At 69.4% G+C, this 18296-nt stretch carries 19 protein-coding genes; 6 read left to right on the top strand and 13 right to left on the bottom strand.

Features of this window, described 5'->3' with window-relative positions; translation table 11 throughout:
• Window positions 1-37 precede the first annotated feature (37 nt).
• Both NNI01S_RS23305 and NNI01S_RS34710 read left to right on the top strand, forming a co-directional pair.
• Entirely contained in the window at window positions 38-883 is an 846-nt protein-coding gene (locus tag NNI01S_RS23305; protein ID WP_063022253.1) for an ATP-grasp domain-containing protein, read from the top strand.
• A gap of 316 nt (window positions 884-1199) precedes the next feature.
• The gene (locus NNI01S_RS34710; RefSeq protein WP_157114931.1) at window positions 1200-1361 is read left to right on the top strand and encodes a hypothetical protein; all 162 of its coding nucleotides are present in this window, start codon (window positions 1200-1202) and stop codon (window positions 1359-1361) included.
• 109 nt (window positions 1362-1470) lie between these two features.
• Here the strand turns inward: NNI01S_RS34710 and dmpG are convergent, their stop codons facing one another.
• The 4 genes from dmpG to NNI01S_RS23280 are packed head-to-tail and all read right to left on the bottom strand — an operon-like array spanning window position 1471 to window position 5849.
• Window positions 1471-2508 (bottom strand): 4-hydroxy-2-oxovalerate aldolase, encoded by a 1038-nt coding sequence (dmpG, locus tag NNI01S_RS23295; RefSeq protein ID WP_063022251.1) that lies wholly within the window; start codon window positions 2506-2508, stop codon window positions 1471-1473.
• 12 nt (window positions 2509-2520) lie between these two features.
• Window positions 2521-3429, bottom strand: coding sequence for an acetaldehyde dehydrogenase (acetylating) (locus NNI01S_RS23290; RefSeq protein ID WP_063022250.1), 909 nt, complete (start codon window positions 3427-3429; stop codon window positions 2521-2523).
• Between the two features lie 10 nt (window positions 3430-3439).
• Window positions 3440-4225 carry a 2-keto-4-pentenoate hydratase gene (locus NNI01S_RS23285; protein WP_063022249.1) on the bottom strand — a complete coding sequence of 262 codons (786 nt, stop codon included), beginning with the start codon at window positions 4223-4225 and terminating at the stop codon, window positions 3440-3442.
• Window position 4226: 1 nt separating this feature from the next.
• On the bottom strand, window positions 4227-5849 hold the full coding sequence (locus NNI01S_RS23280; protein ID WP_063022248.1) for an FAD-binding protein: 1623 nt from the start codon (window positions 5847-5849) through the stop codon (window positions 4227-4229).
• Between the two features lie 105 nt (window positions 5850-5954).
• On the opposite strand from NNI01S_RS23280, the gene kstD reads away from it, so the two are divergent.
• Both kstD and chsH3 read left to right on the top strand, forming a co-directional pair.
• Window positions 5955-7664: a 3-oxosteroid 1-dehydrogenase gene (gene kstD / locus NNI01S_RS23275; RefSeq protein WP_063022311.1), complete on the top strand. Its 1710-nt coding sequence runs from the start codon at window positions 5955-5957 to the stop codon at window positions 7662-7664.
• Window positions 7665-7897: 233 nt separating this feature from the next.
• The gene (chsH3, locus tag NNI01S_RS23270) at window positions 7898-8764 is read left to right on the top strand and encodes an enoyl-CoA hydratase ChsH3 (protein ID WP_063022247.1); all 867 of its coding nucleotides are present in this window, start codon (window positions 7898-7900) and stop codon (window positions 8762-8764) included.
• A gap of 127 nt (window positions 8765-8891) precedes the next feature.
• Here the strand turns inward: chsH3 and NNI01S_RS23265 are convergent, their stop codons facing one another.
• From NNI01S_RS23265 to NNI01S_RS23255, 3 genes are all read right to left on the bottom strand, one after another.
• The gene (locus NNI01S_RS23265) at window positions 8892-9347 is read right to left on the bottom strand and encodes a TraR/DksA family transcriptional regulator (RefSeq protein ID WP_157114930.1); all 456 of its coding nucleotides are present in this window, start codon (window positions 9345-9347) and stop codon (window positions 8892-8894) included.
• Window positions 9348-9376: 29 nt separating this feature from the next.
• Window positions 9377-9946 carry a CBS domain-containing protein gene (locus NNI01S_RS23260; protein ID WP_439956142.1) on the bottom strand — a complete coding sequence of 190 codons (570 nt, stop codon included), beginning with the start codon at window positions 9944-9946 and terminating at the stop codon, window positions 9377-9379.
• A 124-nt stretch (window positions 9947-10070) separates the two neighbouring features.
• Window positions 10071-11594, bottom strand: coding sequence for a PucR family transcriptional regulator (locus NNI01S_RS23255; protein WP_063022310.1), 1524 nt, complete (start codon window positions 11592-11594; stop codon window positions 10071-10073).
• A 399-nt stretch (window positions 11595-11993) separates the two neighbouring features.
• On the opposite strand from NNI01S_RS23255, the gene NNI01S_RS23250 reads away from it, so the two are divergent.
• On the top strand, window positions 11994-12299 hold the full coding sequence (locus NNI01S_RS23250; protein WP_157114929.1) for a hypothetical protein: 306 nt from the start codon (window positions 11994-11996) through the stop codon (window positions 12297-12299).
• Window positions 12300-12304: 5 nt separating this feature from the next.
• Here NNI01S_RS23250 and NNI01S_RS23245 read toward each other — a convergent pair whose 3' ends face one another.
• The 6 genes from NNI01S_RS23245 to zapE form a co-directional block, all read right to left on the bottom strand.
• A complete protein-coding gene (locus NNI01S_RS23245) occupies window positions 12305-12754 on the bottom strand; it encodes a hypothetical protein (RefSeq protein WP_063022243.1) in 450 nt (149 codons plus the stop codon).
• Entirely contained in the window at window positions 12751-14025 is a 1275-nt protein-coding gene (locus tag NNI01S_RS23240) for a DUF58 domain-containing protein (RefSeq protein ID WP_063022242.1), read from the bottom strand. The genes NNI01S_RS23245 and NNI01S_RS23240 overlap by 4 nt, the downstream gene beginning before the upstream one ends.
• On the bottom strand, window positions 14022-14984 hold the full coding sequence (locus NNI01S_RS23235; protein WP_063022241.1) for an AAA family ATPase: 963 nt from the start codon (window positions 14982-14984) through the stop codon (window positions 14022-14024). Before NNI01S_RS23235 ends, NNI01S_RS23240 begins: the two co-directional genes overlap by 4 nt.
• A 29-nt stretch (window positions 14985-15013) precedes the next feature.
• Entirely contained in the window at window positions 15014-15499 is a 486-nt protein-coding gene (locus NNI01S_RS23230) for a hypothetical protein (RefSeq protein ID WP_063022240.1), read from the bottom strand.
• A 34-nt stretch (window positions 15500-15533) separates the two neighbouring features.
• Complete coding sequence (locus NNI01S_RS23225; protein WP_063022239.1) at window positions 15534-16451, bottom strand: DUF4129 domain-containing protein; 918 nt, start codon at window positions 16449-16451, stop codon at window positions 15534-15536.
• A 178-nt stretch (window positions 16452-16629) separates the two neighbouring features.
• Window positions 16630-17793, bottom strand: coding sequence for a cell division protein ZapE (gene zapE, locus NNI01S_RS23220; RefSeq protein WP_245676335.1), 1164 nt, complete (start codon window positions 17791-17793; stop codon window positions 16630-16632).
• Here zapE and NNI01S_RS23215 point away from each other — a divergent pair.
• Window positions 17758-18288, top strand: a complete 531-nt coding sequence (locus tag NNI01S_RS23215) for a TetR/AcrR family transcriptional regulator (RefSeq protein ID WP_245676334.1) — start codon at window positions 17758-17760, stop codon at window positions 18286-18288. The genes zapE and NNI01S_RS23215 overlap by 36 nt on opposite strands.
• Window positions 18289-18296: the final 8 nt, after the last annotated feature.

Here is an 18296-nt window from a genome sequence, read left to right as displayed (position 1 = left end):
GGTTGGGAATCGCGTATCGACGCGCGAGGATTGGGCCGTGCTGCTGCTTGTTCCGGCCGATGTGCTCCGTTCCCAGCGTGTCGACGAGCATTTCGCCGCCGAGGCGGATGCGGCGAGCGACGCCGGGCTGGAGGTCGCTGTGGTCGATCACGACGCGTTGACCCGCCCTGGCGGCGCGGAGGGGGCCGTTAACCGCGTTCGCCCGGACGGTGTGGCTGTCTATCGCGGGTGGATGTTGCGTAGCGATCAGTACGCCGCGTTCGACCGGAGCTTGCGGCAGCGGGGCGTCACCTTACGCACGACCGCGGAGCAGTACCGGCGCGCCCATGAATTGCCCGGGTGGTACCCCGCACTGGCCGAGATGACTCCGCGATCGGTATGGACGACCGGGGATGATCGCGCCGCGTTCGATCGCGCGTGCCGGGAACTCGGGACGGGTGCCGCCGTCCTGCGCGACTACACCAAGTCGATGAAGCACTACTGGCACGAAGCGGCGTTCATTCCGGACACAGCGGACGCCGGCGCCGCCTGGCGCATCGCGAACAGATTCCGTGAATTGCGTGGCGATGAGCTGACCGGCGGATTCGTCCTGCGCCGCTTCGAGCGTTTCCGGTCGGCGGAAATCCGCACCTGGTGGCTGGAGGGCAAATGCCGGTTGGTCGGCCCGCACCCGGATACCCCGGACGAGATGCCGGAGGCCGAATTCGACGCGGCCGCCGTCGAGGACGCTATCGCCGCACTCGGCCTCCCCTTCGTCACGGCCGACTTCGTCCTGCGCGAGGATCGGGTCTGGCGCCTGGTGGAGCTCGGTGACGGACAGGTCAGCGACCGCCCCCGCACTATTCCGGCCGAGGAGCTGATCACCGTCCTCCGTGCCGGTTGACGGCGCACGCACGAGTCGGCGCTCGGGTTCCCCGGTCGTGCCCGAGCCTGTACCGGGCGATTGAGCTCGGTGAATCACGACGTCGGTGCGGCGTGCAGGAGGACCCTCACCGTGGCACCGCCGCGCGCCCGCCGGGTCGGCGAGGTGCTGGAGCGGATCGCCACCGGCAACCCGGCCGTCGTGGGCGTCGCGAACTGCCTGCGAGCCGCCACCGCCAAGGCGGTGGACACCCTGCCGATCCAGGACGGCGCGCTGGTCAACCGGGGCGGTCTGCGACAGCTGCGGCTGGCTCGGCCTGTCCGGCGACGAGTGCCCGGTGTCGGGCGACCGGCCCCGGCCGACCGAGGACATCCTGGACGAACTCGCCCAGAACGTCATCGACGAGAGCGGCTCCGTCCGGCACGTCAAGGCCGACACCGAACTCGAGGAACACCTCGCCGCGGCGCTACTGCGCTTCCCGCTCCCGTCGTTGCCGTAGGGCGGGGTTTGTGCACAGTTGTCCACAGGTGCGCCTATGGGTGCGGTCGGCCTTCCTCGTCGTCGCCCCACCCTTCCACGTGCACGACAGCGGTGCCGGTCCGCAACGGTCAGGCGGTGACGGTCGCCTTCTCCCGCTGCAATTCCAGCGCGATGTCGATCAGCTGATCCTCCTGGCCGCCGACCAGTTTGCGCTTGCCCGCGCGCACCAGCATTTCGGCCGCCGAGACGCCGTAGCGCTCGGCCTGGCGTTCGGCGTGCTTGAGGAAGCTGGAGTAGACGCCCGCGTAGCCCATCATCAGGGCCTGGCGGTCGAGCAGGCATTCCTGCGGCATCGCGGGACGCACGACGTCTTCGGCGGCGTCGGCGATGGCGAAGAAATCGATGCCGGTCCTGACGCCCAGCTTGTCGCACACACCGACCAGCGCCTCGACCGGCGTGTTGCCCGCACCCGCGCCGAAACGCCTCGCGCTGCCGTCGATCTGGGTGGCGCCGGCGCGGATTGCGTAGACCGAGTTGGCGACGGCGAGGTCGAGGTTCTCGTGGCCGTGGAAGCCGACCTGCGCGTCGTCGCCGAGTTCAGCGACCACCGCCGCGACCCGGTCGGAAACCTGTTCCAGCACAAGAGCTCCGGCGGAATCGACGATGTAGACGCACTGGCAGCCCGCGTCCGCCATGATGCGCGCCTGCTTGGCCAGCACCTCCGGCGGCTGGGTGTGCGACATCATCAGGAACCCGACCGTCTCCAGCCCGAGTTCCCGCGCCAGACCGAAGTGCTGGATCGACACGTCGGCCTCGGTGCAGTGCGTCGCGATGCGGCAGATCGACGCGCCGTTGTCCTGCGAGATCTTGATGTCTTCCTTCACGCCGACGCCGGGCAGCATCAGCACGGCGATCTTCGCCCGCTTGGCCGTCTCGGCCGCGATGGTGACCAGGTCCTGCTCCGGCGTCTTGGAGAAGCCGTAGTTGAACGACGAGCCGCCGAGGCCGTCGCCGTGGGTCACCTCGATCACCGGGACGCCCGCGCCATCGAGCGCGGCCACGATGTCGCGAACCTCGGTGGCGGTGAACTGATGACGCTTGTGGTGGGACCCGTCGCGCAACGAGGTGTCGGTGACGCGGATGTCGAGTTCTGCTGAGTAGGCCATGACGAAAGCTCCTTACACCCGGGCCGTGACGATCTGTTCGGCGATGACCTCGCCGACCTGCGTCGCGGCGGCGGTCATGATGTCGAGGTTGCCCGCGTACGGGGGCAGGAAGTCGCCCGCGCCCTCCACCTCGACGAACACCGACACCTTGGCCATGCCGCCGGAGACGACCGAGGGCTCGTCGAACTGCGGCTCGTTGAGCAGCCGGTAACCGGGGACGTACTGCTGGATGTCGGCGACCATCCGGTGGATGGAGTCGGCGATCGCGTCGGTGTCCGCGTCGTCGGGGATGGCGCAGAAGATGGTGTCGCGCATGATCATCGGCGGCTCGGCCGGGTTCAGGATGATGATGGCCTTGCCGCGCTGCGCTCCGCCGATGGTCTCGACGCCACGGCTGGTGGTCTTGGTGAACTCATCGATGTTCGCGCGGGTGCCGGGGCCCGCGGAGACCGAGGACACCGACGCGACGATCTCCGCGTACGGCACCGGTACCACCCGCGACACCGCGGCGACGATCGGGATCGTCGCCTGGCCGCCACAGGTGATCATGTTGACGTTCGGCGCGTCGATATTCGCTCCCAGGTTCACCGGCGGCACGACGGCGGGGCCGACGGCGGCGGGGGTGAGGTCGACGGCGCGGATGCCCGCTTCGGCGTAGCGCGGTGCGGCGGCGCGGTGCACGTACGCCGAGGTCGCCTCGAAGATCAGGTCGGGCAGTTCGGATTGTCCGAGCAGCCAGTCCACGCCCTCGTGCGAGGTTTCCAGCCCGAGCCCGCGCGCCCGCTTCAGACCCTCGCTGTCCGGGTCGATCCCGATCATCCAGCGCGGCTGGATCTTCTGCGAACGCAGCAATTTGTAGAGCAGATCGGTGCTGATGTTGCCGGACCCGACGATCGCGGCGGTGACGGTCCCGTTGGACACGACAGCCTCCCTAGATGAATTGCAGACGGACAGAGCCGAGTCCGGCGAACTCGGCGTGGAAGTCATCGCCCGGACGGGCGTCGATGGCGCGGGTGCACGAGCCGGGCAGCACGATGTCACCGGCCTTCAACCGGACGCCGAAGCTCGCGACCTTGCGCGCCAGCCAGGCCACCGCGATCACCGGATCGCCGAGCACGGCGTCGCTGCGGCCCTCGGCGACCACCTCGCCGTTGCGGGTGAGCACCGCGTCGATGGCCTTGACGTCGATGTCCTTCGGCGCGACACGCTGGGCGCCGAGCACGAAACCGGCGGAGGACGCGTTGTCGGAGATGGTGTCGGCGAGGCCGATATTCCAGTCCTTGATCCGCGAGTCGATCAGCTCGATCGCGGGTGCGAAGGCGACCGTGGCGGCGAGCACGTCCGCTTCGGTGCATTCCGCGCCGGGCAGGTCGGCGCCGAGCACGAACCCGACCTCCACCTCCACCCGGGGAAACAAGTAGCGGCCCGCCTCGACCGGAACATCCTCGTAAACTTCCATTTCCGCGAGCAGGTGCCCGTAGTCGGGCTCGTCCACGCCCATCATCCGCTGCATGGCCTCGGAGGACAGTCCCACTTTGTGCCCGACCACGCGCGCGCCCCCGTCGAGCCTGCGCCGGATGTTGATCAGCTGGATCTCGTAGGCGTCGACCACGTCGATGTCGGGGTGGCGGGCGATCAGCGGATCGATCGCCACCCGTTCGCGCTCCGCGCGCTCGAGTTCGTCGGCCAGTTCGATTCGTACCGCGTCGGACAGCACGCTAGTTTCCTTCCGTTGCTTTATCGAGCGCCGAGACCTGCTCGCCCGCGGCGGACCGGCCTGCCCTGCGGCCGGAGAAGATGCAGTCCGACAGCGACAGCCCGCTGACATAGGACCTGGAGCAGACGCCGATCGCGGTGCGCCCGGCGGCGAAGAGTCCGGGAATGTCGGCGCCCTCAGCCGTCTTGACCGCGCCGGTGCGCTCGTCCACGACGACGCCGCCGAGGGTGAGCATGGGGCACGGATTGGTCAGGCTCGGTTTGATGCCCACATCCAACAGCCAGAACGGGCCGGTGCGCACCGGATTGGTGAACTCGGCGGGCTTGCCGACCGGATCGGGGGCGCCGGTCTCGATCGCGGTGTTGTGCGCGTCGACCGTCGCGCGCAGCCCGGCGGGATCAATGCCCGCCTTGGCGGCGGCTTCTTCCAGCGTCGCGCCGCGAACGGCGGTGCGCCGCATGGTCTCGAACTGCCCGCGCTGGAACCAGGCGCCCTGCTTGCCGATCTGCCCGATGGCCGTGCGCATCAGCGGCTCGTCGGCCAGGAGCCAGCCCTTGCCGCCGTGTTCGGTGATCAGCGCGTTGCCGACCGCCGCGCCGTAGCGCGTCTCGTCGATGACCCGCCGTCCGCCGGCGTCCACCAGCAGCGCGCCGGTGAACGCACTGGGCGGCAGCAGGAAGCGCCACGCGGAGACATTGTCCATGTGATCCACCGCCGCGCCGACCTGCTGTGCCATCAGGATGCCGCTGCCGTCGTCGGCGGTGGTGCCGAGGGCGAGACCACCGTGGAACGCTGGCGCGTACTGCCGCACCATGTCGCGATTGGCGATGAACCCGCCCGCGCTCAGCACCACCCCGCGCCGCGCGAGCACCCGGATCGTCCTGCCGTACCGGCGTTCCAGCCCATCCAGCCGCTGTTCCAGCGACCGTCGCAGCGGCGGATAGTAGATGCCTGGCTTGGCCGCGATCTTCGCCATGCCGGTGTAGCGGTCCCGGACCCGGCCGGGCGCGTCGCGCAGCGTGTGGCATTCCACGCCGATCACCGCGCCGGCGCCGTCGGTGATCAAACGGGTTACCCGGGTGAGGGTTTCCACCCGGACGCCCGCGCGGGACGCCGCGGCGGCGAGCGGGCCGGTGAGCTTCTTGCCCGACGTTCCCCTGCCCTTCACCCGATGCCCGCGCTGAGCGGCCGGGATGTCGCGGAACGCGCCGGAGATCTCGCTGCCGGAGTAGTACAGGTAGTAGCGGTCGTTGGGGTAGGACGTCTTGTACGGGCACAGCGATGCTTCGAATGGGACTCCGTGCGCCTTCAGCCACTCGATCAGTTCCGGGCTCTCGTCGACGAACCGGCGCAGCGTCTCCGGGGCGACCGCGTCGCCGACTTCGCGCTCGAGATAGGCGTACATGGCCTCCGGGCTGTCGTCCACCCCGGCCGCACGCTGCACCGAAGTGCCGCCGCCCGCGTAGATGATCCCGCCGGACAGCGCCGACGTCCCGCCTCCGGCGAAGCGTTCGAGCACCAGCACCTGCGCGCCCGCCGCGGTCGCTTCCAGCGCGGCCGCCGCACCCGCGGCGCCGTATCCGACCACGACAACGTCGGTGGCCAGGTCCCATTCGAGGCCCATGTTCTTAACTCCGGTCTGAAACTGAAACAAGTTTCCTCGACAAACGGAACGTCGAGCAAGTCTTCTGCCACACAACATAGACCAATGGCGCGTCCATTCTATAACGTGTTCTACATGACTGATCGGGAATACGACGTGGTGGTGGTCGGCAGCGGCGCCGCCGGCATGACCGCCGCCCTCACCGCGGCCCACAACGGCCTGAGCGTGGTGGTCATCGAGAAGGCCGCGCACTACGGCGGGTCGACCGCGCGCTCCGGCGGCGGCGTGTGGATCCCGGGCAACAAGGCGCTGCGCGCGTCCGGTCGGCCCGACGACCGCGAGGACGCGCGGACCTACCTGCACAGCATCATCGGTGACGTCGTGCCCGCCGAACGGATCGACACCTACATCGACCGCGGCGCCGAAGCGCTGGACTTCGTGCTCGATCACTCGCCGCTGAAGATGACCTGGGTGCCGGGATACTCCGACTACCATCCGGAGGCGCCGGGCGGGCGGCCCGAGGGGCGCTCGTGCGAGCCCAGGCCGTTCGACACGAAGATCCTCGGCGAGGAGCGGTTCAACCTGGAGCCGCCGTACGCGAAGGCTCCGCTGAACGTGGTGGTCATGCAGGCCGACTTCGTCCGGCTCAATCTGATCCGGCGTCATCCGAAGGGCATGCTCCGGGCGATGCGCGTCGGCGCGCGCACCTACTGGGCCAAGTTCACTCGCAAACACATCGTCGGCATGGGGCAGGCGATCATCGCGGGCATGCGCAAGGGGCTCATGGACGCGAACGTGCCGCTTCTGCTGAACACCCCGATGACCGACCTCGTCGTCACCGATGGCGTTGTCACCGGCGTCCAAGCGCTGCACGAGGGCGAACCGGTCACCTTCACCGCCCGCTACGGCGTCGTCCTCGGCAGCGGCGGTTTCGAGCACAACGCGGAAATGCGCACCAAATACCAGCGCCAGCCCATCACCACCGAGTGGACTACCGGCGCGGCCGCCAATACCGGCGACGGCATCCAAGCGGGCATGGCGGCGGGCGCGGCCATCGGTTTCATGGAGGACGCTTGGTGGGGGCCGACCATCTTCAAGGGCGGCAAACCGTGGTTCGCGCTGGCCGAACGGAATCTGCCCGGCAGCATCATGGTGAACGCCGACGGCAAGCGATTCGGAAATGAGTCCGCTCCTTACGTCGAGGCGGTGCACACCATGTACGGCGGCGAGTACGGGCAGGGTGAGGGGCCGGGCGAGAACATCCCCGCGTGGCTGGTGTTCGACCAGCGCTACCGGAACCGCTACATCTTCGCCGGGCTACAGCCCGGTCAGCGTTTTCCATCCCGGTGGATGGAAAACGACTTCATCGTCAAGGCCGACAGCATCGAGGAGTTGGCTGGCAAGATCGGCGTGCCCGCCGACGAGCTGGCCGCGACCGTCACCCGGTTCAACAACTTCGCCGAGACCGGGAAGGACGAGGACTTCGGCCGCGGCGACAGCCACTACGACCGGTACTACGGCGATCCGACCGTGCGGCCCAACCCGTGCCTGGCCGCGCTGGTGGAGGGCCCGTACTACGCCGCCAAGATCGTGCCGGGCGATCTGGGCACCAAGGGCGGGCTGGTGGCCGACACCGCCGGGCGGGTGCTGCGCGAGGACGGCAGCGTCATCGAGGGGTTGTACGCCTCCGGAAACTGCTCCACACCGGTGATGGGCCACACCTATGCCGGGCCCGGCGCCACCATCGGCCCCGCGATCGCCTTCGGCTACCTCGCCGTGCTTGACATCGTCGAGCGCAAGAAGCACCAGCCCGCCGCCGCCACCGTGGGGGCGTGAGACGAGATCGCGGTGCGAACCACGGCTCGCGGGCAGTATCCGGAACGGCCCGCACCGCGATCCCTCCACCGGCCGGTGAATAGCCGCGCAACGATCCCGCGGAACGGACGACGCACTGGCGGGCCGATGCCCGGACGCGCAGGATCGAACCCCGGCGGTGCCGAGTTCCTGCGCGGCCTCGCTCGCGGCGCGGGCAGGCCGGATCGATCCACAACCATGCACAAGGAGAACTGATGCCCATCGACCCGAAGATCGCGCTCGGCGCGGAACTGCCGAGCCGGGAGTTCGCCTGGACCCCCTCGGACGTGCAGCTCTATCAGCTGGGCCTCGGCGCGGGCACGCGCTGGACCGACGCGTCCGAGTTGCGCTATCTGGACGATCGGGAACCGCAGGTGCTGCCCACCTTCGCCACCGTCGCGGCGACCGTGCATGAGACCGAGCCGCCCAGGGTGAGCTTCCCCGGCGTCGAGATCGACCTGGCGAAGGTGGTGCACGGTCATCAGGAGGTCGAGGTGCACCGGCCGATCCCGGCGGCGGGCAAGGCGACCAAGGTCAGCCGGATCGCCGAGATCTGGGACAAGGGTTCGGCCGCGGTCATCGTGCAGGAGCACACCGTCACCGGCTCCGACGGAGCGCCGCTGTGGACCGAGCGCTCCTCCATCTTCGCCAAGGGCGAGGGCGGTTTCGGCGGCGAGCGCGGACCGAGCACCAAGGCCGAATTACCCGATCGCTCCCCGGATTTCGACGTCACCACGCCTACGCTGCCGCAGCAGGCGCTGCTCTACCGGATGTCCGGCGACCGCAACCCGCTGCACTCCGACCCCGAATTCGCCCGCGCCGCCGGGTTTCCCGCACCGATCCTGCACGGGTTGTGCACCTACGGCATCGTCTGCAAGACCGTGACCGACACCGTGCTCGACTCCGACACGAGCCGCGTCACCGGTTTCCGCGCCCGCTTCGCCGGGGTGCTGTACCCGGGCGAGACGATCCGCACCCGGATCTGGCGTCAGGACGACGTGCTCACCATCGCCGCGACCGTGGTCGAACGCGACGACGCACCGGTCCTCGGCGACGTCGAGCTGCGGTTCCGTTCCGCCTGAGGAATCACTACACAGCTTCACCGAGCGGTCCGGCAGGGGCGCGTCCGACAGCACTCGCCCGAACGCCGCCGAGGGTGCCGTCGCGGGCGAGCGGGCGGCCCCGGTGCCGGACGAGGGCATCAGCCGGTCAACGGAAGGCCAGCTTCTCTCGTTTCGCCGGCCGTCCGCGTCGCGGCGCTCGGGAGGGTTGCCCAGGCCGCTGACCGCGCACGACGCGGGATCCGTCGGTGGAAGAGAGATGCCGATGGCACCGCAAGCACCACTGTGTGGTGGGAATGGTGCGCAGCAGGCGAACCGAGATCTCGGCGTTACAGCGGCGGCAGCGGCCGTAACGCCCGGTGGCGATGAGCATGAGAGCTGCCTCGATGTCCGCGAGCGCTTGCCGCGCTGCCGCGGCCAGTTTGCTGTCGACCTCGCGTCTGGCCGCGTCAGCCGCGTCGGCGGGTGCACGCACGCGTTCGATTTCGGCTTCGAGTTCGGCCAGCTGTTGCAGGCGGAAGCTGCGTTGCTGAATCAATGCGGCGCGCAACGCGGGTAGGTGTTCGGTGAGGCTTGCGCGTGAGACGAGGTCTGCGTGGGTCATCGTCGACTCCAGGGCTGGTGGGTGGTTGGTCAATGCTCGGCTACTGCGGGTGTCCGCGCGATGCTCGCGGTGCGGATGCCCGGCACGGTGCGGGCCAAGGCGATGGCGATGCGTCGTTCGGATTCGTCGGCGAACCGGCCGGAGATGGTGGCGTCGCCGTCCTCGACGCTGACCTGCCAGCGCCGCGCGCCGCGGTATTGATCGAGCAGGCTTTGCGCATCGGCCGCGAGCGCGTCATCCGGGGTGAGCAAGATCCGCAGCGCGTCGCCGCGGCTGAACATGCCGACCACGCGCTGCTCGGCGTCGACGACCGGCAGACTACGCAGTCCGTGTGTCGCCAGCCTGCTCATCACCTCGGCCGGTGCCGCGTTGTGGGGCAGTGACACCGCGGGCGTGGTCATCACCGCACCCACCGCGTCGTCGAGTTCTCCGGACCGCAACAGATCGCCGCTGGTGAGCATCCCGACGAGGCGGTCGTGCTCGTCGAGAACGGGCAGTGCCGCGTAGCCCGATCCGGCGAGCAGCAGCGCTGCCTCGCGTGCCGTATTCTCGCGCCGCACGGTGATGACCGGTCTCTGCATCACGTCGCGTACCTGAATGTTCCTCACTCCGATCCCTCCTTCGTGGCTCGACACCATGGTGGCGTGGCCGTGGAGACGATCGGTTGCGCTGATCCGACAATCGGACGGCGCAGATTTGTGGCGATGGCACAGCGCAGCGGGATCAGACGGTGTCGGCGACGGCGAGCTCGATCATCATGGCGAGACGCTTGCGGGGATCGTCCAAGCCGAGGTCGGTCACCTCCGCCATCTTGCGCAGCCGGTTGCGGACGGTGTTCTCGTGCACGCCGAGTTGGGTGCCCGCCCGGGCGGGATCGCCTTGCGCCTGCAACCACGCGCGCAGCGTCGCCACGTACCGGGTGGAGTGCGCTCGGTCGTGGCGCCGCAATTCCGCCACCGGCCCCCGCTCCGGGGCGCGTCCGGCGAGCCCCGCGGTGCGCAACCGCTGTAGCAGAATCTCGTCCCACGACTCGTCGTAGGCGGGGGGCGGGGAAGCGGCCGGCCGGGCCTCGTGCAGCGCCAGGCACTCGTCGGCCTCTCGGCGCGCCGCCGCCAATTCCGTGGCCATCGCGACACCGCTGACCCCGGCCGACACCGTCATCCGCGCGGGCAGTGCGGCTTCCAAGTCGCCGACCCAGCGTCGTGCCGTCGCAGCGGGATCGGCGGGCAGCACGGTGTAGACGGTGTCGCCGACCAAGGCGCTGCGGGTCGAACGGGACCAGCCGAATCCGGTCGTCGCTCGCTCGAAGATCAACAGCAGCGCCGCGTGACGCTCGTCCGCGCTGCGCGCCCGCAGCGCGAGCACGCGTAGGCCCTCCGGCGCCAACCCCAGTCTGCTGGCCACCGTCGCCGCGTCCGCCGCGCCCTCCAGCAACCGGATGACCAGGTCGGATTCCACCTGCCGTTCCAGGTCCGCGCTGGCCCGCGACCGCAACAAGTGCAGGGCCACCGTGCGCGCACCGTCGGCCAAGGCCGCGCGGCGAGCCCCACGCAACGGCGCCGGGCACGAAACCCATACCGAACCCAGCAGTTGCCTGCCCACGCGCACGGCCACGACCATTCGCCCCGTCACACCGCGTTCCGCCTGCGCGGGCACGAACAACGGCTCGTCCGAGGCCGCCAAGTGGGCGAAGACACCGCGCGCGTCGAAGAGTGCCCGCAACCACGGCGGCACCTCCCTATTCAGGATCGTCTCGACGCGGGCGGGATCGAGGTGCTGCTTCGGCTTCGAATACGCCAGCACGCGCGACTGCCGGTCCTCGATCGTCACCGCACCCCCGACAGCCTCGGCCAGACTGTCGGCCAAGGCGAACAAGTCGGTCGGGCCGCGACCGGCCTCGGTCTCACGCCCTTCCAGCACCAACCCGTAGACCACCGCGGCCAGCTCGCTCCAGGCCACCGCGGGATCGACCACCAGCACCGCCACGCCCTCGGCATCCGGCTCGGTCTCGGTCTCCGCGCCGCCACGCAGAAGCGCGACCACCGCACGCGCCGAGACCGCCCATTCCACCACCTCCGGCACCGAGCGTGCCCCGATCCCCAGCAGCACGTCGCCCGTTTCCATGGGCTCCTGATCGGTCCCGTGGATCACCACGCTGCGCAGTGGGGTGGACCGGGGAACCGAACCCAACCGCAATCGGATCCCGTAGCCACTCAGGACGTTCGCCAACCGGTCCAAGGTCACCACGTGCCGCTCCGGACCCGAGCCGACAGTGCTACCCGAACGGGCGCCCGACGCCACGCGCAAAAGGTCATGAGCAAGGCGTGCACCCGATCGAACTCGGCGAACGTCATAGCACCTCCCGCGGTTGTTCAGCTCCTCGGTAACGCGTGCGCAGCCTCGGTAGGGGCGACCTCCGGCCGTCGACCCACCCCTCGCACTACCGAACGGTACGCGCACCGAGCGTGCTGCCTTCGCCGTTCGTATCCGACATCGCCGCACTTCAGCCAACTAAGATGTGCGTATGACATCTCGGCTCGAGTCCGCGACGCCGAGGGCCGGACTCGACTCAGCAGCGCTGCCGGCAATCGCAGACGTGGACATGCAGACCGTCAGAGCGCCCGCCAGTAGGTGTCACTGGTCATCATGAACGGCCGAGAGATCGTAGCCACAGGTTCGTGGCTGTATGCCGACGCTGTCCCCATGCCGGTGTTCGTCATCCGTCTCGACTACGACTTCTGGTACGAGGTGGCCCGAGAAGAGGGCACACTCGCGGTGGGCGAGGAGCCATTCCTCGATGCGGACGGACATGCCTACTACGTCTCGTTCCATGGCCTCCACCGCGACGATGCGTCATTCTGGCCTGATTCCGGGACTCACCGTTCGGCTGAGGAGGCGAGAGCCACGGCAGAATCGAGGGTGCCCTCTGCGATCACTTGGCTGCCGGTCTGAATGAATCACTTCCGGAGTTCCCGGTCACCACGCCCGCGCCGGGCGGCGGCGCCCTGGATCACCAAGGCGTACAGCACCAGCACGAGCACCGGTGCGGCCAGCGGAGCCCAGGCCAGGCGCACCGGGACAAGGGCCGCGGCGACGGCGACCGCCGCGAAGCCGACCGCCCCGGCCACCGACGGGATCGTGGTCGGCACCACTCCGTGCGGGGCGGTCACCGTCGCGGCGTTGAGCAGATAGGTCGTGGCCACCAATCCCGTTGCGGCGCAGGCGAGCACGCCAGGCTCGGCAACGGCGAGCACGCCGAGCGCGAGCAGCACCGCGCAGACCGCCGACGGCCGCAACCACCAGCCGAGCGCGACGAAGACCAGGGCCGGAATGCCGGCCCACGGCTCCAGCAGCGCCACCGACGCCGCCAGCAGCGCCCCGGAGAGAACGGCGAGAAATCTGGTCATCGGCGCACCCGTACGGTCCTGCGATGCTCGGGCAGCGCCCGCATGATCTGGTCCAGGCGCGCGTCTTCCGGCCACGCCACGATGTCGACGCCGACGGTGCCCATGTCCCGGTACATGGCCGCGCGCTCGAGCTGCCACATCTTGGCCAGGATCGGGTCGAGGTCCTCCCGAAACGGCGCGCCGCGCAGGACGTCCACCACGACCACCACGTGCCCGCGCTTGCGCAGGTCGATCAGCGCGAGCGCGAATTGCGTGTCCAGCAGCGTGGAGAACGCCACCACGATCGCGCCGAGCGGCACCGCCGCGTGCGGCGCTAGGGTGCCGGTGGTGGAGATGTGCTCGTCGCCGACGTCGAGCACGGTGTCCACGATGCGGTAGAACTGGCGGCGTCCGATGTCCGGCCGCAGCCAGCGCGGCGCCTGGCCGAGGCAGACCACCGCCGTCCGGTCGCCCGCCTGCAAGGTCGACTGCACCACCTGCGCCGCGCCGCGCACCGACAGCTCCAGCGAATCGGTCGCCGGTCCCGGCGCCTGCTGGGAGGTGTCCACCAGCACCACGACGTCCGCGGAACGGTTGGTCAGCCGCTCGGTGACATACAGCCGCCCCCGTCGCGCGCTGACCGGCCAGTTCACGATGCGCAGCTGATCACCGGGCGCGTATGCGCGGATGTCGGCGTACTCGACGCCGGGACCGTGCCTGCGGGTCAGGTGGGTGCCGAGCCGCTCGGGAAGTTCGGTGCGCGGCAGGCGCATCCGCTGCGGATCGGTGATCGGATACACGAACAACTGGCCCGCGGGCAGAACCGCGGTGGCGACCGCGAGCCCGGCGGGGCTCAGCGCCGACACCCGCACCGAAACGGGGTAGCGCCCCCACCGGCTCGCCGAGAGAGCCAGGCGCAACCCGGCGGGCGCGACGCCGGAGTCGCTGGCCTCATCCACCTGCATCCCCAGCCCCGGCGAGCTCTGCGGTTTCAGGCGCAGCAGCGCGTGGCCCTTCTCGACGAAGGCGGCGACGGTCATCGTCACTTCCTCGGTCTCGAAGCAGCGCAGCGTGCCGCCGCCGTCGACTTGGATCCGCGTCGAGGATTGCTGCAACGGCGCGGTGGCCAGCACACCGAGCAACGGCGCGGCGAACACCAGCAGCTGCCACCTGCCGAGGACCACCGCGAGCACCAGGGCTGCCGCCGCGCATCCCGCGAGCATGAAGACCAGCGGTGCGGGCCGCCACCGCAATTCGGCGTCGACCGCGGAGCTGGCGTCGCGGTGCCTCATGTCACGGTGGCGCGCGGGACCGGCAGACGGCGCAGCAGTTCGGTGATGACGTCCTCGCCGCGGATGCGGCGCACCCACATTTCCGGCCGCAGCGTGATCCGGTGCGCCATGGCCGGGATCGCCAGCGCCTTCACATCCTCTGGGATGACATAGTCGCGGCCGAGCAGCAGCGCCCGAGCCCGGGACATCTGCACCAGATCGAGTTCCGCGCGCGGGCTCGCGCCGACCTCGACCTGAGGGTGCCCCCTGGTGGCCGCCGCGAGCGCGACGACGTAGCTCACCACGTCGGGGTGCACGGTCACATACTCGACGGATTGCCGCATCTCCAGCAGCCCGTTGGCGTCCACCACCTGATTGACCTGCGGCTGCTGCGCCCCGCGCTCGAGCCTGCGGCGGATCATCTGCGTCTCGTCGCGCTCGGACAGGTAACCCAGCCGGAGCTGGACGGCGAACCGGTCGAGCTGGGCTTCCGGCAGCGGGTAGGTGCCCTCGTATTCGATCGGATTGTCGGTGGCCAGCACAACGAACGGTTGCGGCAGCAGGAACGTCTCGCCGTCGATGCTGACCTGTCCTTCCGCCATCGCCTCCAGCAGCGCGGCCTGCGTCTTGGGCGGGGTGCGGTTCACCTCGTCGGCCAGCAGCAGGTTGGTGAACACCGGCCCGCGGCGGAAGGTGAACCGGCCGGAGGACATGTCGTAGATCGTGGACCCCAGCAGGTCGGCGGGCAGCAGGTCGGGGGTGAACTGCACGCGGTTGAATTGCAGCCCGAGCGCGGCCGCGAACGATCGCGCGATGAGCGTCTTGCCGAGGCCGGGTAAGTCCTCGATCAGCACGTGCCCACCGGACAGCACCGCGATCATGATCAACTGCAACTCGTCCTGCTTGCCGACCACGACCCGGGACAGCTCCCGGAGCACGGCCTCGCTGCGCTGGATGGTCACGTCCATCGGCATGGTCATGTGTGTACCCGCACTTGCCTCAACCCATTTCACATTCTCTGCAGGCGGCTCAGGATCTCGTCCAGCGCCGCACGTCCCGGTGCCCTGCCGGCCTGATCACGAAGGGCCGAGTTGGCCGGGTCCACCCAGCGCCACAACTCGGGCCCGAACTGGTGGATACCCGCGGCCTCGACCGCTCTACGGTTCTTCGCCACCCGCTGTCCGCTGGACAGTTCGAACTCCTTGGCCAGCAGCGGACGCAGGTGCCGGTCCCAATCGGCACGGCTGCCGTCCGCGCGGTCGGCGAGCATCTGCGCCCTGGCGTGCCAGTGCTGCAGCATCTCCGCCGGCCCGTTCTCCATGTCCTCGATCTCGTCGTCTCCGCCCTCGGCGCGCTCGAACAGCGACCAGACCAGCCAGATCAGCGCCACAGCCACCGGGATCCCGGCGACGACCAGCAGCAGCCCGCGGGCGCGCTCGACCGCGACCAGCTCGATCAGCCCGATGACGACCACGCCGGTGATCACCACCCCCATCCGGTTCACGCGAGGACCTCTCTCGCCCGTCCGGTCATGCGGGCACCTCCCCTTGCAGGTCGGCGAGCACGATGCGCAGCAGTTGCTCGGCCCGCATGCGCTGCCATTCGAGCATGGCGTGCGGGCTGAACCTGGCCTCCTCGAAGAGGGCGACCAGCTCGCGGGCGGACGCGTCGTGCAGCGCGCCGCGTTCGAACGCGCGGGCCAGCACTTCCATCGGGGTGTCGGAGGCGAGCGGTGCGGCGGCGCGGTCGGAGGCGAGCCCGCGCTCCATCGCGACGTAGCAGGCGATGATCGCGGTGCGCGGGTCCTGGCCGGGGGCGTTCATCGCGGCCAGGCCCATCTCGGCCGCGCGGGCCAGCGAGTCCGCCACGGTGGGCGCCGCAGCGGCCGTTTGCGCGGGCTCCGGGGCGGGCTTGCGGCGGGTCGACACCGCGACGACGACCAAACCGCTCATCGCCACCGTCACCAAGCCCGCGGCCGCTATTCCGGCCAATACCAGCGCCGTGCCGGTCAGCTCCGCCGACTTCGGGTCGTATTCGGCGGTCGGCGGTGTGCCGTGCTCCGGCGGCGTGCCCGTGGTGGTGGCGGGCGCTGCCGGGCGCGCGGGCTCACTCGGCCTGCTCGCGCCGAGGAAGTAGATCGCCACCGCGGCCGCGAACAGCACTCCGAGCAGCGCCAGGGCCCCGAGCAGCGCGAGGCCGACCCGCCCGAGACGCCACTGCGTGCGCTCGTCCTCCCGCTCCGGCTCGGGCATGGCAAGCGGCAAACGGTGCTGACTGGCGATCACCCCGGCCAGCAGGATCACGATCGACACGGTGAGTAGTACCGGCATGAGCGCGACCGACAAGGCGGACGGAACGTGCCCGCGCGACTCGGTCTCGGAAATTCCTGGGATGTATCCGTGCAGGGCGATGGCGGCAAAAGCCAGCAGCGTGATCAGGACGATCACGCGCGATATCGGCGCTCGCGCCCGGGCCACTGGTTACCACCAAATCTGAGTACTGCACAAAACAGCCACATAGTTACATGCCGGACGGTCCGCTCGGGATGGAATGGAATACTTCGGAGTCCCTCCTCTTAAACCGCAGCTGTACGGGAAGTCGACCGGTCGTCCGTCGCGGCGGCGACTACCGGGCCATAGCGGGCGAAGACTGGGACAATTCACAAAGCCGGCTCGCCAAACGTGAGATATCCGGCACTTCGCCGATCTCCCGTACCAGGGAGTCGAGCGGCGCGGACGCGACGACGGTGAGCTCCCGATCGGTGTCGTAGAGAACATCGACCACGTTCACGAAACGCATCGCCCAGTCGGGCGGAACTTCATACAGCGGTGGCACTTCCCGGATTTCCCACCGTGGAAATCGTTGGGCCAGCGCAACATAATCCGTCGCGGAAGTTGGGACTCCGCACAATGCGGCGAAGTCGATGACGAGAGCGCCGCCGTCTGCGGCAATAGCGTGCAATCTCCGGGCTCCCAGAGATATTTCGGCCGACTGTTCGTTGTCACGTTGTGGCGCATCAGTTTTCCGCGCGCCGGCAGCGACCGCCGAGCGTGCCTTCCGCATAGGGGGCGCCACGATGTATCGCCCGGCGGCGAACCCGGTGCGAGCAGCGCGAGCGCCGAGGCGGCGATAGTCGATCGCGCCGTCGACCGGCACCACGTCCATGTGCGCCAGAATCCGGTCGATCGCCGGCAAGAACCGATCGTGGAACAGCGGATTCGGCAGCAGCCCGGCCGGCGCATAGTTGGAGGTCACCACCAGCGCGAGGCGACGGGCGAACAGCGCGTCCAGCAGCCGGGAGATCAGCATCGCGTCGCCGATGTCGTGCACGTGGAACTCGTCGAAGCAGATCAGCCGGGCATCGCCGAGCAGCGCGTCCACCGCGGCATCGATCGAGCCGGACGCGTGCGCCGCGGCGTGCAACTCGGCGAAGAACTGATGGAAGTGGTAGCGCCGCTTACGTTCCGAGGCCACCTCGGTGAAGAACCGGTTCATGAGCATGGTTTTGCCGCGCCCTGGCCTGCCGTGCAGATAGACGCCCCGATGACGCCGCACCAGCCTGCCGCGCCGATCGACCAACTCACGCAATCGCGCCGCCGCCCGCGCCTGGTCGGAATCCCACTGGATGAGATCGGTTTCCATGCCACCTCCTGGTCCTCTACATTTGTAGAGGATCCGGCCGCGCGGCGGCCAGGAAGGGTGATCATGTCCACAGGCGACCGGCGCGTGCTCCTCGTCGACACGGCCATCGAATTGATCGCGACCAGGGGCCTGCGCGCGCTCACCCATCGCGCGCTGGACACGGAACTGGCACTGCCCGCGGGCTCGACCTCGTACTACTTCCGCACCAAACGCGCGCTCATCGAGGCCATCGTGGACCGGATCACCGCCCGATCCCGCGAGGATTTCGCCGCCGCCGCGCTCGCGCCGACCGGCGCCGCCGCACCGCACTCGGTCGCGGAGGCCATCGCCACCTGGCTCGACCGGCTGCTGGCCGATCGGCGCGCGCACCTGATCGCCCGCCATGCCTTGCTCGTCGACCTGCTGGACGATCCCGATCTGCGTCCCCGGCTGGTGCACAGCCTGTTCTCCGTCGACCGTGCGCGGGACCTCTTTCACGCCATCGGCGCGCCCGACCCGCAGACCAGGGCGGAGGACTTCGTCGCCGTCATCGAGGGAGCCGTCTTCGACCGCTTCGCGGGCAACCGCACCGCCCTGCGCCCCGGCACGAACGAGAGCGTGCGGCAACTGGCCCGCGTCCTCGCCACACACCTGAACACGTGACCACCTCG

Origin of the sequence: Nocardia niwae NBRC 108934 = DSM 45340 (assembly GCF_001613465.1) — a bacterium.
GTDB lineage: Bacteria > Actinomycetota > Actinomycetes > Mycobacteriales > Mycobacteriaceae > Nocardia > Nocardia niwae.
Note: the sequence above shows the minus strand (reverse complement) of the source record. Positions and strands in the feature narration are given on the sequence as shown.

Coding starts and splice junctions, on each gene's coding strand:
- NNI01S_RS23250 (WP_157114929.1), top strand. CDS start 11,994: ATGAACGGCCGAGAGATCGTAGCCACAGGTTCGTGGCTGTATGCCGAC.
- NNI01S_RS23240 (WP_063022242.1), bottom strand. CDS start 14,025: ATGAGGCACCGCGACGCCAGCTCCGCGGTCGACGCCGAATTGCGGTGG.
- chsH3 (WP_063022247.1), top strand. CDS start 7,898: ATGCCCATCGACCCGAAGATCGCGCTCGGCGCGGAACTGCCGAGCCGG.
- NNI01S_RS23235 (WP_063022241.1), bottom strand. CDS start 14,984: ATGACCATGCCGATGGACGTGACCATCCAGCGCAGCGAGGCCGTGCTC.
- NNI01S_RS23230 (WP_063022240.1), bottom strand. CDS start 15,499: ATGGGGGTGGTGATCACCGGCGTGGTCGTCATCGGGCTGATCGAGCTG.
- NNI01S_RS23265 (WP_157114930.1), bottom strand. CDS start 9,347: ATGACCCACGCAGACCTCGTCTCACGCGCAAGCCTCACCGAACACCTA.
- zapE (WP_245676335.1), bottom strand. CDS start 17,793: ATGGGTGAGCGCGCGCAGGCCCCTGGTCGCGATCAATTCGATGGCCGT.
- NNI01S_RS23245 (WP_063022243.1), bottom strand. CDS start 12,754: ATGACCAGATTTCTCGCCGTTCTCTCCGGGGCGCTGCTGGCGGCGTCG.
- dmpG (WP_063022251.1), bottom strand. CDS start 2,508: ATGGCCTACTCAGCAGAACTCGACATCCGCGTCACCGACACCTCGTTG.
- NNI01S_RS23280 (WP_063022248.1), bottom strand. CDS start 5,849: ATGGGCCTCGAATGGGACCTGGCCACCGACGTTGTCGTGGTCGGATAC.